The organism is Lacinutrix sp. MEBiC02404, assembly GCF_053601575.1.
The window spans coordinates 97,131-114,599 of the sequence record NZ_JBSHNV010000110.1 but is presented as its reverse complement, the minus strand read 5'-3'; the positions used below and the strand labels follow the sequence as shown (position 1 = coordinate 114,599).

Annotated in this window: 15 protein-coding genes and 5 tRNA genes; all 20 read right to left on the bottom strand. The window is 34.1% G+C overall.

The genetic code is table 11. The features are described 5' to 3' along the window. Positions 1–52: 52 nt before the first annotated feature. Positions 53–3,865, bottom strand: coding sequence for a DNA-directed RNA polymerase subunit beta (rpoB, locus tag ACVCXO_RS02260; protein WP_452227975.1), 3,813 nt, complete (start codon positions 3,863–3,865; stop codon positions 53–55). A 124-nt stretch (positions 3,866–3,989) separates the two neighbouring features. After that, the gene (rplL, locus tag ACVCXO_RS02255; RefSeq protein WP_452227974.1) at positions 3,990–4,361 is read right to left on the bottom strand and encodes a 50S ribosomal protein L7/L12; all 372 of its coding nucleotides are present in this window, start codon (positions 4,359–4,361) and stop codon (positions 3,990–3,992) included. Positions 4,362–4,423: 62 nt separating this feature from the next. Continuing rightward, on the bottom strand, positions 4,424–4,945 hold the full coding sequence (rplJ, locus tag ACVCXO_RS02250) for a 50S ribosomal protein L10 (protein WP_452227973.1): 522 nt from the start codon (positions 4,943–4,945) through the stop codon (positions 4,424–4,426). Between the two features lie 19 nt (positions 4,946–4,964). Then, positions 4,965–5,654: a 50S ribosomal protein L1 gene (rplA, locus tag ACVCXO_RS02245; RefSeq protein ID WP_452227972.1), complete on the bottom strand. Its 690-nt coding sequence runs from the start codon at positions 5,652–5,654 to the stop codon at positions 4,965–4,967. Between the two features lie 19 nt (positions 5,655–5,673). After that, positions 5,674–6,111 carry a 50S ribosomal protein L11 gene (rplK, locus tag ACVCXO_RS02240; protein ID WP_452227971.1) on the bottom strand — a complete coding sequence of 146 codons (438 nt, stop codon included), beginning with the start codon at positions 6,109–6,111 and terminating at the stop codon, positions 5,674–5,676. A 69-nt stretch (positions 6,112–6,180) separates the two neighbouring features. Further along, positions 6,181–6,735, bottom strand: coding sequence for a transcription termination/antitermination protein NusG (gene nusG, locus ACVCXO_RS02235; RefSeq protein ID WP_055443104.1), 555 nt, complete (start codon positions 6,733–6,735; stop codon positions 6,181–6,183). A gap of 11 nt (positions 6,736–6,746) precedes the next feature. Then, entirely contained in the window at positions 6,747–6,944 is a 198-nt protein-coding gene (gene secE / locus ACVCXO_RS02230) for a preprotein translocase subunit SecE (RefSeq protein WP_452227970.1), read from the bottom strand. A 17-nt stretch (positions 6,945–6,961) separates the two neighbouring features. Next, a tRNA-Trp gene (locus ACVCXO_RS02225) sits at positions 6,962–7,034 on the bottom strand. 62 nt (positions 7,035–7,096) lie between these two features. Further along, a complete protein-coding gene (gene tuf, locus ACVCXO_RS02220) occupies positions 7,097–8,284 on the bottom strand; it encodes an elongation factor Tu (RefSeq protein ID WP_452227969.1) in 1,188 nt (395 codons plus the stop codon). 64 nt (positions 8,285–8,348) lie between these two features. Continuing rightward, a tRNA-Thr gene (locus ACVCXO_RS02215) sits at positions 8,349–8,420 on the bottom strand. Between the two features lie 10 nt (positions 8,421–8,430). Further along, positions 8,431–8,503, bottom strand: a tRNA-Gly gene (locus ACVCXO_RS02210). Positions 8,504–8,574: 71 nt separating this feature from the next. Continuing rightward, a tRNA-Tyr gene (locus ACVCXO_RS02205) sits at positions 8,575–8,656 on the bottom strand. A 33-nt stretch (positions 8,657–8,689) separates the two neighbouring features. Next, positions 8,690–8,763: transfer RNA gene (locus ACVCXO_RS02200), tRNA-Thr, on the bottom strand. Positions 8,764–8,867: 104 nt separating this feature from the next. Further along, a complete protein-coding gene (gene hpf, locus ACVCXO_RS02195; protein WP_055443102.1) occupies positions 8,868–9,170 on the bottom strand; it encodes a ribosome hibernation-promoting factor, HPF/YfiA family in 303 nt (100 codons plus the stop codon). A gap of 32 nt (positions 9,171–9,202) precedes the next feature. Next, positions 9,203–10,096, bottom strand: a complete 894-nt coding sequence (locus ACVCXO_RS02190; RefSeq protein WP_452227968.1) for a tyrosine-type recombinase/integrase — start codon at positions 10,094–10,096, stop codon at positions 9,203–9,205. Between the two features lie 133 nt (positions 10,097–10,229). Continuing rightward, positions 10,230–11,609, bottom strand: coding sequence for an alpha-amylase (locus ACVCXO_RS02185; RefSeq protein ID WP_452227967.1), 1,380 nt, complete (start codon positions 11,607–11,609; stop codon positions 10,230–10,232). A 328-nt stretch (positions 11,610–11,937) separates the two neighbouring features. Then, positions 11,938–13,362: a carboxypeptidase-like regulatory domain-containing protein gene (locus tag ACVCXO_RS02180; protein WP_452227966.1), complete on the bottom strand. Its 1,425-nt coding sequence runs from the start codon at positions 13,360–13,362 to the stop codon at positions 11,938–11,940. Positions 13,363–13,675: 313 nt separating this feature from the next. Then, on the bottom strand, positions 13,676–14,845 hold the full coding sequence (locus ACVCXO_RS02175; RefSeq protein WP_452227965.1) for an acyl-CoA dehydrogenase family protein: 1,170 nt from the start codon (positions 14,843–14,845) through the stop codon (positions 13,676–13,678). Between the two features lie 22 nt (positions 14,846–14,867). Then, positions 14,868–15,752: a ComEA family DNA-binding protein gene (locus ACVCXO_RS02170; RefSeq protein WP_452227964.1), complete on the bottom strand. Its 885-nt coding sequence runs from the start codon at positions 15,750–15,752 to the stop codon at positions 14,868–14,870. Positions 15,753–15,790: 38 nt separating this feature from the next. Beyond that, a complete protein-coding gene (locus ACVCXO_RS02165; RefSeq protein WP_452227963.1) occupies positions 15,791–17,401 on the bottom strand; it encodes an alanine/glycine:cation symporter family protein in 1,611 nt (536 codons plus the stop codon). Between the last annotated feature and the right edge of the window lie 68 nt (positions 17,402–17,469).

Here is a 17,469-nt window from a genome sequence, read left to right as displayed (position 1 = left end):
CAGCCTTCAGTATACAGCGCTTGCTATATACTGTTGACCGACTACTATTTTTTTACTCCTCTAATCTGATGTCTAATCCTAAACCTTTCAATTCATGCATTAATACATTGAATGATTCTGGTAATCCCGGATCTGGCATTGGTTCCCCTTTAACAATACTTTCGTATGTTTTAGCTCTACCAATTACATCATCAGATTTAACTGTCAATATTTCTCGTAATGTTGCTGATGCACCATATGCTTCAAGTGCCCAAACTTCCATTTCACCAAAACGTTGTCCACCAAATTGTGCTTTACCACCAAGAGGTTGTTGTGTAATAAGTGAGTATGGTCCTATAGAACGCGCGTGCATTTTATCGTCAACCATATGTCCTAGTTTCAACATATAGATAACTCCAACCGTTGCTGGCTGATCAAAACGATCTCCTGTACCACCATCATAAAGATAGGTATGTCCAAATCTTGGAATTCCAGCTTCATCTGTAAATTCGTTAATTTGATCTAGAGTTGCACCATCAAAAATAGGCGTAGCATATGTACGATTTAATTTTTGTCCGGCCCAACCTAATACGGTTTCATAAATTTGACCAATATTCATACGAGAAGGTACACCAAGTGGATTTAATACAATATCAACTGGAGTTCCATCTTCTAAGAAAGGCATATCTTCTTGACGTACAATACGTGCAACAATACCTTTGTTACCATGTCGTCCTGCCATTTTATCACCAACTTTAAGCTTACGCTTTTTAGCAATATAAACTTTTGCTAATTTGATGATTCCTGCTGGTAATTCATCACCAACAGAAATAGTGAACTTCTCACGTCTTAAAGAACCTTGTAAATCATTTTCTTTAATTTTGTAGTTATGAATTAAATCTGCAACTAACGTGTTGGTCTTGTCATCTGTTGTCCAAGTACCTGACGTTAAGTGTGTATAATCATCTACAGCATTTAACATTTTAAGTGTAAATTTCTTTCCTTTAGGAAGTACTTCTTCACCTAAATCATTAAAGATACCTTGTGCAGTTTTACCATTAACAAGTGTAAATAACTTATCTACTAAAACAGCTTGCAAATCGTCAAACTTCGTATAATATAAAGCTTCTAATTGCGCTATATCTTCTTTATCTTGCGCACGTTTACGTTTATCTTTAACTGCTCTTGAAAATAACTTCTTATTAATTACCACACCATGTAATGAAGGTGAAGCTTTTAAAGAAGCATCTTTTACATCTCCGGCTTTATCCCCAAAGATTGCACGTAATAATTTTTCTTCTGGAGTAGGATCTGATTCCCCTTTTGGTGTAATTTTTCCGATAAGGATATCACCAGGTTTTACTTCTGCTCCAACACGAATCATTCCGTTTTCATCCAAATCTTTTGTCGCTTCTTCAGAAACATTAGGAATATCATTAGTTAACTCTTCGTTACCTAATTTGGTATCTCTAACTTCTAAAGAATACTCATCTATATGAATAGATGTAAAGATATCTTCACGTACTACTTTTTCAGAAATTACAATTGCATCCTCAAAGTTATACCCTTTCCAAGGCATAAAGGCTACTTTCATATTTCTACCTAAAGCTAGCTCTCCTTTTTGAGTTGCATAACCTTCCGATAAAACTTGTCCTTTAACAACATGATCTCCTTTTTTAACAATAGGTTTTAAGTTGATAGAAGTACCTTGATTGGTTTTTCTAAATTTAGTTAGCGGATATGTTTTTGTATCGGAATCGAAACTAACTTTAGCTTCATCATCTGTACGGTCGTATTTTATTGTAATTTCTAATGAATCTACATACTGTACAACACCATTTCTCTCTGCATTAATAAGTACACGAGAATCTGAAGCCACTTGACGTTCTAAACCAGTTCCTACAATAGGAGCTTGCGGACGTAATAATGGTACAGCTTGACGCATCATGTTAGATCCCATTAGGGCTCTATTCGCATCATCATGCTCTAAGAAAGGAATTAATGAAGCTGAAATAGATGATATTTGATTCGGTGCAACATCTGTATAATGTAAATCTTTAGGATCAATTACCGGGAAGTCACCTTCCATTCTAGCAATTACCTTATCATGTAAGATTTTACCATCTGCATCTACTTTTACAGTTGCTTGTGCGATTAATTTATCTTCTTCCTCTTCTGCACTTAAGTATATAGGTTCGCTTTTAATATCTACAACACCATCTGTAACTTTTCTATACGGCGTTTCAATGAATCCCATAGAATTCACTTTAGCAAATACAGAAAGTGACGAGATAAGACCAATATTTGGTCCCTCTGGTGTTTCAATAGGACAAAGTCTTCCGTAGTGTGTATAGTGAACATCACGTACTTCGAAACCTGCTCTTTCACGAGATAAACCTCCTGGTCCTAATGCCGAAAGACGACGCTTATGCGTAATCTCTGCAAGAGGATTGGTTTGATCCATAAATTGCGATAACTGATTGGTACCAAAGAAAGAATTAATTACAGAAGATAATGTCTTCGCATTAATTAAATCAATAGGTGTAAATACTTCGTTATCACGAACATTCATACGCTCACGAATAGTTCGTGCCATACGTGCTAAACCAACACCAAATTGTTGTGATAATTGCTCACCAACGGTACGTACACGACGGTTAGATAAGTGATCAATATCATCAATCTCTGCTTTAGAATTGATTAGCTCAATTAAATATTTTATAATAGTTATGATATCTTCTTTGGTAAGCACTTGCTTATCCATACCGATATCTAACTGTAATTTCTTGTTCATTCTGTAACGACCCACTTCTCCTAAAGAGTAACGTTGATCACTAAAGAATAATTTATCTATAATACCACGTGCAGTCTCTTCATCTGGCGGCTCTGCATTACGTAGTTGTCTATAAATATGTTCTACAGCTTCTTTTTCAGAGTTTGTAGGATCTTTTTGAAGTGTATTATGAATAATAGCATAATCTCCTTGTTCTGCGCTTTCTTTATGTAAAAGAATTGCTTTTACATTCGCATCAAGAATTTCTTCAATATTATCTTTATCTAAAACAGTATCCCGATCTAAAACGATTTCATTACGTTCAATCGATACTACTTCTCCTGTATCTTCATCTACGAAATCTTCATGCCATGTATTAAGAACACGTGCAGCAAGTTTACGTCCTAAGATTTTCTTAAGACCTGATTTTGAAACTTTAACTTCTTCAGCTAAATCAAAGATCTCTAAGATATCTTTATCACGTTCAAAACCAATTGCTCTAAATAAAGTAGTTACAGGTAATTTTTTCTTTCTATCAATGTATGCATACATTACAGAGTTGATGTCGGTAGCGAACTCTATCCAAGAACCTTTAAATGGAATTACTCTTGCAGAATATAATTTAGTTCCATTTGCGTGGAAGGATTGTCCAAAGAACACACCTGGTGAACGGTGTAATTGAGAAACTACAACACGTTCTGCACCGTTGATACAAAAAGTACCAGAAGGTGTCATGTAAGGAATAGTACCTAAGTATACATCTTGAACAATAGTCTCGAAATCCTCATGTTCAGGGTCTGTACAATATAACTTTAACCTTGCTTTTAATGGCACACTATATGTAAGTCCTCTTTCGATACATTCTTCTATAGAGTATCTAGGTGGATCAATAAAGTAATCTAAAAATTCTAATACAAATTGATTACGTGTGTCTGTTATTGGGAAGTTTTCTAGAAAGGTATTGTATAAGCCTTCATCTCCTCTTTCTTCAGATTTAGTTTCTAACTGGAAAAAATCCTGAAAGGATTTTATTTGAATATCCATAAAATCAGGATACTCCGTTCTATTTACAATAGACGAGAAATTTAATCTTTCAGCTTGTTTTGCTAACATCAATGGACGGAATTTTGATTAAAAAAAATATAAAGCGTATACGTCATATTTATATACGCAAAATGGTCTAGGTCTTAGAACGCATGTTCTAGACCTAAACCTTTATGTTGTTTGCTTGTTAAACTTACTTAAGCTCAACCTCTGCTCCAGCTTCCTCTAAAGAAGATTTTAAGCCTTCAGCTTCATCTTTAGAAACACCTTCTTTGATTGCACTTGGTGCATCATCCACTAAACCTTTAGCTTCTTTTAAACCTAAACCAGTTAATTCCTTAACTAATTTTACTACTGCTAATTTAGAACCACCAGCGGCTTTTAATATTACATCGAATTCAGTTTGAGCTTCAACAGCTTCTCCACCAGCAGGTCCAGCAGCAACTGCTACAGCAGCAGCAGCAGGCTCAATACCGTACTCATCTTTTAATATAGTTGCTAATTCATTAACCTCTTTTACAGTTAAGTTAACTAATTGTTCTGCGAAATCTTTTAAATCTGCCATTTTTTCTATCGTTTTAATAATGTTGTAATAATATATTTGTAATTAAGTGCGTACTTCTTTAATTATCCCTCTTTTTGAGATAATGTTTTTAAGATACCTGAAAGTGTTTGTCCACTCGATTGAAGCGCTGAAATAACGTTTTTAGCTGGAGATTGTAATAATCCAATGATGTCTCCAATTAACTCTTCTTTCGACTTGATGTCTACTAACATATCTAATTGCTCATCACCAATGTAAATAGCTTCTTCAATAAAAGCACCTTTTAATAAAGGCTTATCTGTTTTCTTTCTGAAAGCTTTAATTACTTTAGCTGGAGCGTTTCCAGTTTCAGAATACATCACGGATGTATTTCCTTTTAAAACTGTAGGAAGGTCACCAAATTCTCTATCTGATGCTTCCATTGCTTTTTCAAGTAATGAGTTCTTAACAACTGCTAATTGTACGTTTGCTTTAAAACAAGCACGACGTAAATTTGATGTTGCAACTGCATTTAATCCAGAAATATCTGCTAAATAGATATTTGCGTTATCAGCTAATTGTGCAGTTAAGTCTTTAATTACTTGTGATTTCTCTTCTCTTGTCATAATAAAAGTTTTTAACTAATTAACCAATTTTTGGATCTACAGCAATACTAGGGCTCATAGTAGAAGACATAAAAATGCTTTTTACATAAACACCTTTTGATGCAGTTGGTTTAAGTTTCATTAATGTTTGTAATAATTCATTTGCATTATCCTCAATTTTATCAGCACTAAAAGATGCTTTTCCAATTGCAGCGTGTACAATACCAGTTTTATCTACTTTAAAGTCAATTTTACCAGCTTTTACTTCTGTAACGGCTTTTGCAATATCCATTGTTACTGTACCTGTTTTTGGGTTAGGCATTAAACCACGAGGACCTAATACACGTCCTAAAGGACCTAACTTACCCATAACACTAGGCATAGTAATAATAACGTCAACGTCTGTCCAACCACTCTTAATTTTATCAAGATACTCATCTAAACCAACGTAATCTGCTCCAGCTTCTTTAGCTTCTGCTTCTTTATCTGGAGTTACTAATGCTAAAACTTTCACGTCTTTACCTGTACCATGTGGAAGAGATACTACACCTCTCACCATTTGATTAGCTTTTCTAGGATCTACTCCTAAACGAACTGCTAAATCTACAGATGCGTCAAACTTTGCATTAGAAATTTCTTTAATTAATGCAGATGCTTCAGTAACAGAATAAATTCTTCCTTTTTCTATTTTTGCTAAAGCCTCTTTTTTCTTTTTTGTTAATCTTGCCATTTTAAATTTCTTTTATAGATTAATTTGGCGCGTTTCCAGTCACGGTTATACCCATTGACCTTGCGGTTCCAGCTACCATCTTCATTGCAGATTCAATTGTAAATGCATTTAAATCTACCATTTTGTCTTCTGCGATAGTTTTCACTTGATCCCAAGAAACTTTAGCTACTTTTTTTCGGTTTGGTTCTCCTGAACCCTTCTTGATCTTTGCCGCTTCTAATAATTGTATTGCAGCTGGTGGTGTTTTGATTACAAATTCAAATGATTTGTCTTTGTAAACAGAAATTACCACAGGTAAAACTTTACCTGGTTTATCTTGTGTTCTAGCATTAAACTGCTTACAGAACTCCATGATATTAACCCCAGCAGCTCCTAGAGCGGGTCCAACCGGTGGCGACGGATTCGCTGCACCTCCCCTTACTTGTAACTTAACTACTTTGTCTAACTCTTTTGCCATTTTAAATAATTTAGTCGATTTTTTCTTTTATTGGAAGCAAAAGAAAAATCTATCTTTATGTAACAATTATTATACTTTTTCTACTTGCATATAACTTAGTTCTAATGGTGTTTTTCTTCCAAAAATTTTCACCATTACTTCCAGCTTACGCTTTTCTTCATTTATCTTCTCAATACTTCCGTCAAATCCATTAAAAGGTCCATCTATCACTTTTACGGTTTCACCTATAGTGAACGGTATAGCAACATTAACATCGGTATCTACTTCTAGTTCATCTACCTTACCTAACATTCTGTTTACTTCAGATTGTCTTAAAGGCACAGGCTCTCCTCCTTTTGTTTCCCCTAAAAAACCAATAACGTTAGTTACGGATTTTATAATGTGAGGTATCTCTCCACTTAAATTAGCCTGAACCATAATATAACCAGGAAAGTAAACTTTTTCTTTACTTACCTTTTTACCATTACGTATTTGAATTACTTTTTCGGTAGGAACTAGTACTTGATCTACATAATCTTGCAAACCTAATCGAGCTATTTCATTCTCGATATATGCTTTGATTTTGTTTTCTTGACCACTTACTGCTCTAACAACGTACCATTTCTTCTCAATTCCTTCAGACATAAATCTTAAAATTATCCGTTTATTACATTAAAATAATACCCAATAACTTTACTAAAAACTGTATCAACTCCCCAAATTGCTAATGAGAAAATAATAGAAAACACAGCTACTAGAATAGTTAAACTTTGTGTTTCTGCCCATGTAGGCCAGCTCACATTGTTTTTTAATTCTTCAAATGATTCTTTTATATAATTTACAATTCCTGCCATTATAATATTTGTATTTGCACGGGTTGAGAGACTCGAACTCCCGACACCTGGTTTTGGAGACCAGTGCTCTACCAACTGAGCTAAACCCGTAAATATAAGTGAAGGCGTTCCGAAAAACGGAACACCTTTACCTATTATTTATAAACTTTTAATTAGTCTAAAATCTCAGTTACCTGACCAGCTCCAACTGTTCTTCCTCCTTCACGTATAGCGAAACGAAGACCAACATTCATTGCAATTGGTTGGATTAACTCAACATGAATTGTTAAGTTATCTCCAGGCATTACCATTTCAACTCCATCAGGAAGCGCAATGTTTCCAGTTACATCCGTTGTACGAACGTAAAATTGAGGGCGGTAATTTGTATGGAATGGAGTATGACGTCCACCTTCTTCTTTCTTAAGGATATAAACCTCTGCTTTAAATTTAGCATGAGGAGTTACAGAACCTGGCTTACAGATTACCATACCTCTAGAAATCATTGATTTCTCTATACCTCTTAATAAAATACCTGCATTATCTCCAGCTTCACCTCTATCAAGGATTTGACGGAACATTTCAATACCTGTTACAGTAGATGTTAACTTTTCAGCTCCCATTCCAATAATTTCTACAGGATCTCCAGTATTTGCTACACCAGTCTCAATACGACCAGTTGCTACAGTACCACGACCAGTAATTGAAAATACATCTTCAATAGGCATTAAGAAATCTTTATCAATCTCTCTTAATGGCTCTTCGATCCAAGCATCAACAGCTTGCATTAATTCTAATACAGAATCAACCCATTTTTGTTCCCCATTAAGTGCTCCTAAAGCAGAACCTGCAATTACAGGACCATTATCACCATCATATTCGTAGAAAGATAATAAGTCTCTGATTTCCATGTCTACTAATTCTAGTAACTCTTCATCATCAACCATATCCACTTTATTCATGAATACAACCATACGAGGAATTCCTACCTGACGACCTAATAAGATATGCTCACGTGTTTGTGGCATTGGACCATCTGTTGCAGCTACTACTAAAATAGCTCCATCCATTTGTGCTGCACCTGTAACCATGTTCTTCACATAATCGGCGTGACCTGGACAGTCAACGTGCGCATAGTGACGATTCTCTGTTGCATATTCTACGTGAGAAGTATTAATTGTTATACCTCTTTCTTTTTCTTCAGGTGCGTTATCAATTTGATCAAATGATCTTGCTTCTGAAAAACCTGCATCAGCTAATACTTTAGTAATAGCAGCAGTTAAAGTTGTTTTACCGTGATCTACGTGTCCAATAGTACCAATATTTAAATGTGGTTTTGAACGATCGAAAGTTGCCTTTGCCATGTTTAATTTATTTTAATCTTATTTATATTATTGTTCAATTTATTCTATACTATACTTTAAAAAGAGCCAATGACGGGAATTGAACCCGTGGCCTCTTCCTTACCAAGGAAACGCTCTACCCCTGAGCTACACCGGCTAAATATTAGAGCGAGAGACCGGGTTCGAACCGGCGACATTCAGCTTGGAAGGCTGACGCTCTACCAACTGAGCTACTCTCGCAATTATTTATAATCCTTAATATTTACAACCTTCATTTTAAAACTGCTTTACTGGTATCGCAATTAAAAAAGTGGGGAGAGTAGGATTCGAACCTACGAAGTTAAAAACAACAGAGTTACAGTCTGTCCTCGTTGGCCGCTTGAGTATCTCCCCAATTATAAATATTTCACTCTGTTAAAGAACTTGAGCCGATGGAGGGACTCGAACCCACGACCTGCTGATTACAAATCAGCTGCTCTAGCCAGCTGAGCTACATCGGCTTTTTTTTTAATGCCTTTTAGCTATAAAAAAAGCCCGCTATTTCTAACGGACTGCAAATGTATATATTTATTTAATTATTCAAAACATTTTTTCAATATTTTTTTCATAAATGTGCTCTTAATTTCTCTTTTCGCTTTTTTAGCTGTCTTTCAAGGGACGCAATTGCCACATCTGTACCCTCTTCGAAAGATTTACATTGTTTTTTCACAACAAAACTATCTCCTGGCACACTTACTCGTGCTTCAAAAATCTTATTTTCTTTATCGCTGGTGTTATCTAATTTTAAAAAAACGTCTGCTTTTATTATCTTATCATAAAAGGTATCTAACTTATCCATACGTTTTTGAACAAAGTCTAATAGTTTTTGGTCTGCATTAAAGTTGACGGATTGCGTGTTTACTTTCATACTTCTAATTTATTATAGGTTAAACAATTATGCTATTTTTTTTTACTTCGTGGATGTGCGTTTAGGTACACTTTTTTTAATTCTGCTATACTGTTATGTGTATAAACTTGCGTTGCAGCTAAACTAGAATGCCCAAGTAATTCTTTAACAGCATTTAGGTCTGCACCTTGATTTAGTAAATGAGTTGCAAAGGAATGTCTTAATATATGCGGACTCTTTTTTACTTTAGTAGATGCTAAACTAAAATACTCATTTATTATACGGTACACAAGTGTTTCGTAAATTTTAACTCCTTTTTGTGTTAAAAACAAATGGTCTTTATCTTTTAGTACTTCTAGTTGATTTCTTACTTCTAAATATTTTTTTATGGTTTGTATAACGGATTCCAACAGAGGCACAAATCTTTCTTTATTACGCTTACCAAGCACTTTTAATGTTCTATTAGAAACATCAACATCCCCTAACTGCAACTGTACTAATTCTATACGTCTAATTCCTGTGGAATAAAACAGTTCTATTATTAGCTTATCTCTAAGCCCTTTAAAGTCTTCTTGAAAATTAAGTTCATCTAAAACAATTGCTACTTCTGCTTCTGAAAATGGTATTTGTATTTTTTTACTTGTTTTTAATGCTTTGTGTTTTGCGAGTGGATTTATTTCTATTTCCCCAATTTTAAGAAGGAATTTATAGTAGGAATTTAATGCGGAAACTTTTCTATTGATACTTCTGTTTGAAATCTCTCCTTCCACCATAGAGACTATCCAACTTCTTATTTGTGAATAGTTTGCGTCTTCTATACTTTCTTGATCAAATTGCGCCGCATTAAACGTTAAGAAGTTTGACAAATCATTTTCATAGGCTTTAACGGTTAGCTTAGAATAATTTTTTTCTAATAAAAGATAATCTATGAAGGCTTGAAATGGCATTATTGCAGTTAATAGTTAATAGTTAATAGTTAATAGTTAAATGTACTAAAGTTTTATCTGAAATAATTTTTAAAGCAAAAAAAATCCCACTAGCTTTAAACTAATAGGACTTTATCTTTTTTTTACCTCCTATTTATTTTACCGACCAAACCGAATAACTTCTAGGTGGTGCTTGTATTTTCACCCACTTACCAGATTGCGTAGTTGGCGCCCAAGTAGAATGTCCTGTATAATCTTTAATTATGGTATTAGACCAATTGGTTTCTATCCATCGTTCTTGCCAAGAATCTGAATTGTTTATATAAACCACTAAACCATTATTATTAGAACCATTTCTTTTGGCGATATATTCATCGGTATCTACATGTAAGATGTTTGTTGTTCCCCCAGCTAAATTATTATGAATCCAGATTAAGTTATTTAAGCGTTCTTTATTCAACCATTCTTCATAATCTTTATAGAACATTGTAGGATATCCTTCATGGGTTAATATATACGCATATGCTAATATTTTATTGTTTGTAATTTCGTCTGTATCGTGATTCGTTACAAAAGTTACTGCTCTAGATGCATTTTGTTTCCAAAGCATATTATCATTTAAAGCATTTAGATTATTACCCATAAATGCATCTTTCATTTTATAATAACAAGCAAAATCAAAAGCACTTGCCTCTGCTGCACCAGTCCAATAATCTAAGGTAGACACATTACTATCCCAATATTCACCCACTGAAAAACCACCTACTTCATTTTTCCATTCTTTAACCACCCAAGGTTCAAAACCTTTAACATAATCAAAACGCCACCCATCAAAACCAATCACATCTCTATAGTATTTTGCTACACTATTTGCGTTTTTCCATAACCAACCTTGCACATACGTTTGGTCGTGGCATAAGTCGGGAAACCCACCAAATGCACCACTATCATTAGCATGAACGTTATTGGAATGAAAGTCTGTTGCCGAACGAAGAAAATTTCCAGAAAGCGGATTAAAATCTGTCCAAGTGTTTCCTCCTGTATATGGATTATACTCACTCGCTCCACCGCTATTATGATTTATTACAATATCTGCAATAACACTCAATCCGTTTAGGTGTGCATTATCTATCATATCTGTAAGCTCTGTTCTGGACCCAAAACGAGTTTCTACACTTCCCATTTGGTTATATTCTCCAAAGTCAAAATAATCGAAAGGATCATAGCCCATAGAAAATGGTCCGTTTTGCGCTTTAGAAACTGGCGGCAACCAAATAGCATCTATTCCGGCGTTGCTCCAATCTTGCACTTTGGAGTCTACGGTATTCCACCATGTTCCACCTGCCGGAACATCCCAATAAAAAGCTTGCATCATTACTCCAGAACCTATAGGCTTTAAACCTTCGCGTTGTGCAGATTGCATTATCGGCACCTCTTTTGTTGCAGATTGATCTTCTAGTTGCACATCTTCTTCGGTACAACTCCATGTGAATAGGAATAAAAGTATGAGGTAGCTGATTTTGAAATTTTTCATATGGTTTTCGGTTTTGGTTAATAATAAGTTATGAAGCTACATCATAACCACCTATTACCAAAACAGAATCACCAACGAAAACGTTATCGTGTTGATAAATACCTAAAAATTAACATTAAAAAACTATAAAAACACAAAATTATCGCTTAAAAAATAAATATTTAATAATTTAAAAAGCGTTTTACTGCTTACGCGATGTTCCGCAAAAAGGATTGAACGGTTTGTTTGAGCTCTTTTTATTTTTCATAAAAAAGCGAGTAGTGAAAGCGTGGTGCTACGAAGCTTTCGCGCAGTAGCATTTGCCATAAATAGCCTATTAATGACAAATCTAATCTTTATATAAAGACGCTCTTTTGCTTAAATCTAAAATAAGTTGTTCGTCTTCTTCACTTTCTAATAAAACATTGTAACTCTTCCAAAACTCTTTATTATACGGTTTTGGCGCAAAGATATCCGGATCCCAATCTTCTTGTTGTAGGTTTGCTATTTCGTCTTTGTCTAGAATAATTTCGGAGAATAAAATTTCTTGCACGGTATAATAGTAGCGTTCTTCTTTATTGTAACGCGCTTCTTCTACTTTTGAAATCTTTAAAGACGGTTTCATTCCTACATTCACCAATTTTGGTGTTTCGTAATAGATGTAGTTTGGATACATTTTATCTTTATACTCTATATAGGTAATAACCAACTTATGATTGGTTTGCGTATCGAAAAGTCGTTTACTTCTGTCTTTTTGCGCATCGGAAGCTGCTACTAGATTGTATTCTATTTTCTTGATTGCGTAGTTATCGTAGTACACATAAATCCAACCTTCTGCTTGATAGCCTTGATTAAAAACACCTTTGGTATCTAAACCAACAAAGTCTTTAGAGCCTTCAATTTTTATTTTATATAGTTTACGCTCATTATCTACAAGAATTGTATCTAATTTAAATTGATGCGTATCTAAAATGTTATCGCCAAACAGTGCTTTTGCATTATTTGCATTACGTAGCAAGTTTAGTTTTCCTTGAAAAAGGTTTTGTAAACCGTTAATTCTGGTATCATTCCATTTAATAGCTGCTAGCAATTGCTCTGTAGTTACTGATCTTCTACTAATGTCTTTTGCTTTAAGTTTCTGTCTTGTATTTTGATTTTTATAGGATGCAAAAGTGAACAAACTATCTATATCACGAAGGTCATAACTTTTACGTACTTGATCTACATTAATTTTTAAATGGTCTGCACTACTAGCGGCATAACCAGAATCGTATACGGTTATTGCACTTTCTATTAGCCATTTAAATTCGTTTTTATTACGTTCTTTATGTCGTAAAAATCCTTTTTGAATGTATGAGGAATCCGGAAGGTTTCGATCTAGCTTTTTAATTGCTTTCACCACAATTTCGTTTCCTGTTGTTGGTCTTGCTTCTGCTATTAAAACCACTTCATCTAAAGACGCTTGCTCTTCATTCAAATAGATTACTGTTGCATTATCAAAGGATTGAATTGGAATTTTAAATGTAGAATAACCAATAGAAGAAATAACTAGCGTGTCTTGTTCGTGTTTTTGTGGCACTTGTAAAACAAAATTACCATCAATATTGGTTACGGTACCAATCGTTGTATTTTTAATATAGACACTTGCGCTTGCAATAGGAAAAGAATCTAAAGTATCTACAACGGTATTTTTAAGTTCGGTTTGCGCATAACTTGTAAGTCCGAAAAAAAGTAAGGCTACAACGACTAATTGTTTTGTGTTTTTAAATTGCATAGTATAAATTTAATAGTTTTAGGGCCGTTTTATTTAGTTAACGATTTGGAATACTAATTAGTATTTCACCTTGATAGATTCTTAAATCGCCACATTATTTTGTAAAAAAACAATGTAGCGATTTTTAAAATACTACTGAAATTATTTTTCAGCAGGTTTATATACTTTGGAATCTATTACCATTTTATCAAAATAGGGATACCATTTTAACGAAAATGTTAATAAAATTATTTAGCTGCAGGTTTATATTCTTTTTTATCGATAACCATTTTTGCAAAATTATTCTATAATTTTCGCTAAAATAATAATCAGTTTATTTTGCAGCAGGTTTATACTCCTTCTTATCAATTACCATTTTAGCGAGAATCTCACGAAGGATTTCACTTGTTCCTCCTCCAATTGGTCCTAGTCTACTATCACGCAAAAGTCGTGCCATTGGATATTCTTCCATATAACCATAACCTCCTAAAAATTGCATGCATTGGTATGCAACGTCATCTGCCATTTTTGTAGACTTCAATTTAGAGATCGTTGCTTCTTTTACCACATACTCGCCGTTATTAAGTCTGTTGGCTACAGAATAGTTATATTCTCTACACATATCCATATCGGCATAAAGATCTACAAAGCTATGACGTAATGCCTGAAACTTATCTATCGTTGTACCAAATGCGGTACGTTCACTCATATATTGTCTTGCATACTCTAAAGCATAATCTGCTCTTGCATGTGCATTAATTCCCATAATTAAACGCTCTAAAGCAAAATGTTGCATGATATACGGAAAACCTTTTCCTTCTTCACCCATTAAATTACTTGCTGGAATGGTTACATTATCGAAAGCAATTTCGGCAGTATCACTTGCTCTCCAACCTAATTTATCAAGTTTGGTCGCAGAGATTCCTGGGGTATCTCTATCCATGATAAACATACTCATTCCCTTATGTCCTGCGTCTGGATCTGTTTTAGCAGCAACTACTAAATAGTCACTATACACACCATTTGTAATAAATGTTTTAGAACCATTTAAAACATAGGTATCTCCTTTTTTAATAGCTGTTGTACGCATTCCTGCAACATCCGATCCTCCAAAAGGTTCTGTAATACAAAGACAACCTATTTTGTCTCCTGCTATACTTGCTGTTAAATATTTCTCTTTTATTTCGTGACTTCCTTCTTTATTAACATGGGTCATTGCTAAATAGGTGTGTGCCCAAATATTAGCTGCAAATCCGCCAGAGTTTATTTTTTGTAATTCTTCTAACAATATAACGGTGTAGAATAAATCTAAGTTTAATCCTCCATATTCTTCAGGGTATGCTAAACCAAAGAAACCCATATCTCCGAATTTTTTCCAAATAAAACGTTCTACCGTTCCAGTTTCTTCCCATTTATCTATATGTGGAACCACTTCTTTTTTTAAGAAGTCTTGTAAACTTTGTCTAAATAATTGATGCTCTTCGGTGAAGTACATGTTGTTCATAAAGTTGATTTTTTATTATATTCTAATTTAGAGTCAAATATAATTTAATTATCTCAATTTTTTTAACCGGAAAGCCTTTAACTTTTGTTAATTCTTCAATAGATTGAAAACCGTCCCGTAAGACTCTTTGTTCCATAATTTGATGCGCAACTTCGTAATCTATATACGGTATATTTACTAACTGATCTCTTGTCGCTTTGTTTACAGATACTTTATCTATTGCTTTTGGTGTTTTTACGGTAAAATCATTAGTAATACGTGAAATGACTTCTGGTTTTAGTCCGTATACTTCTTGCAGTTGTACGTCTGCAATAAAGCCGTTTTGTTTGTCTCGATATTTTACAATGCGATTAGAGTATGCTTCGCCAATTCCTCTTACCTGTTGTAATTGACTAGCAGTTGCGGTATTTAAATCTGTTTTTTGCTGAAATGTTTTTGGTGTATCAGAATAGTTTGTTGTTTTATAATTAGTATATGTTTTGGGTTTGGGGTTGGTAACCCATTCTGGGAATTTAAAAAACGGGGAGATTTTATTTAAAAGGGAATCGGAAACTTTAGTGACTTGCTGAAACTGTTTCACTGAGTTCACCCATTTATTTTGTTTTCTAAACTGAAGCAATCTATTAATCTCTTCGCTAGTCATTCCTAAAGTGTACCCTTTATAATCGGTAATAAAATTAGGGTTGAAAGGATAGATCTTCGGTTTACGCTTTTCTATTTCTAGTATACGAAGCGAATCCATTTCCTTTTTAAAAAGAGCAAGTTGCTTTTGGTTTACCGGAATTTCTTCCGAAGAAAAATCGCTAAAAAAGGAAAAGCATTGCAAAGCAATAATGATTGCCAACAATAGAAAAATCCCATTTCGTTGTTTTTTAGTAAACACGAAATGGGATTTAAAAGCATTCATCTTAAACAGTTTAGTTTAGATGAAGTTACAAAAAATATTTAATCTTCTGAAATTCTATTTTTTATAGCGTCTTTATATTTGATTAATTCTTCACGCACTCTTGGCGCTAACAATACCAATCCTATCATATTTGGAACCATCATTGCAAAAATCATCGCATCGGAGAAACCAATTACAGAACCTAAACTTGCTGCAGAACCAATAACTACAAATACGCAGAAAATTAATTTGTATGCATATTCCATTTTTTTAGATCTACCAAAAAGGTAAGCCCAACCTTGAAAACCATAGTAAGACCATGAGATCATCGTACTAAATGCAAACAATACTACTGCCACCGTTAATACATAAGGGAACCATGAAATAGCAGATTCGAATGCTCCAGAAGTTAATAAAATAGCTTGTGCATCATTTAATCCTGCGTTTGCTGCCGTTACATTACCTGTAATAATTAATACTAAAGCGGTCATTGTACAAACGATAACCGTATCAATAAATGGTTCTAATAAAGCAACTAGACCTTCACTTGCTGCATAGTTTGTTTTTACTGCAGAATGTGCAATAGATGCAGAACCAACACCAGCTTCATTAGAGAATGCTGCACGTCTAAATCCTTGCACTAATACACCAATTGCTCCACCAGCCATTCCTTCTGGGCTAAATGCACCATTAAATATCTGTGAAAAAGCATCACCAACCATGTGGTAATTTGCAAGAATTACAAATAAAGAAGCAGCTACATAAATAGCAACCATAAATGGTACAATCTTATCGGTTACTTTAGCAATCTTTTTAATTCCTCCAATAATAACAATACCAACTAGTACCGCCATAACGATTCCGAATAACCATCCTCTACCATATAGGAAAGATTCTGTTCCTCCTGTAATACTTTGCACTAGTTGAAAGGCTTGGTTTACTTGAAACATGTTTCCACCTCCAAAAGAACCACCAATTACAAATATGGCAAATAAAACGGCTAATACTTTTCCTAGACCTCCAAGTCCTTTTGCTTTTAACCCTTTAGTTAAGTAGTACATTGGTCCACCATAAACGGTTCCATCTTCTCCAATATCTCTATATTTTACACCTAGTGTACATTCTACAAATTTAGATGCCATTCCAAGAAATCCTGCAACAATCATCCAGAATGTAGCTCCTGCTCCACCAATAGAAACTGCAATTGCAACTCCAGCAATATTTCCTAAACCTACGGTTGCAGATAATGCTGCTGTTAATGCTTGAAAGTGACTTACTTCTCCTTCATGCCCTTCTACTCTAATTGTATCTGGATTATCTCCATCATCTGTAAAGTCCGTTTTTTCATTTTCTACTTTATGATTCGCTCTGTGATCTAAATCGTCATACTTACCTCTAACAATATTAATAGAAGTAATAAAACTAGTGAAATTGATAAACTTAAAGTAAAATGTAAAGTATAATGCTCCTAATATTAATGGAAACAACACCCAAAATATTTTCACATCTCCTCCAAAATCAATTTGATAGAATATAAGGTCTACAAACCATCCTGTTGCATTTCCAAAAACTCGGTCAATTTTTTGATCAATACCAACCTCTTGTGCATCTTGCGCAAAATTTATAAATGGTGAAATTAAAGTAAGAAAAGATAGAAGATATTTCTTCATAATATATGTTAGTTAGTTAAAATTTTAGTTTAAGATAGCAAGATGCTAAAAAAAATTGATTTTTTAAA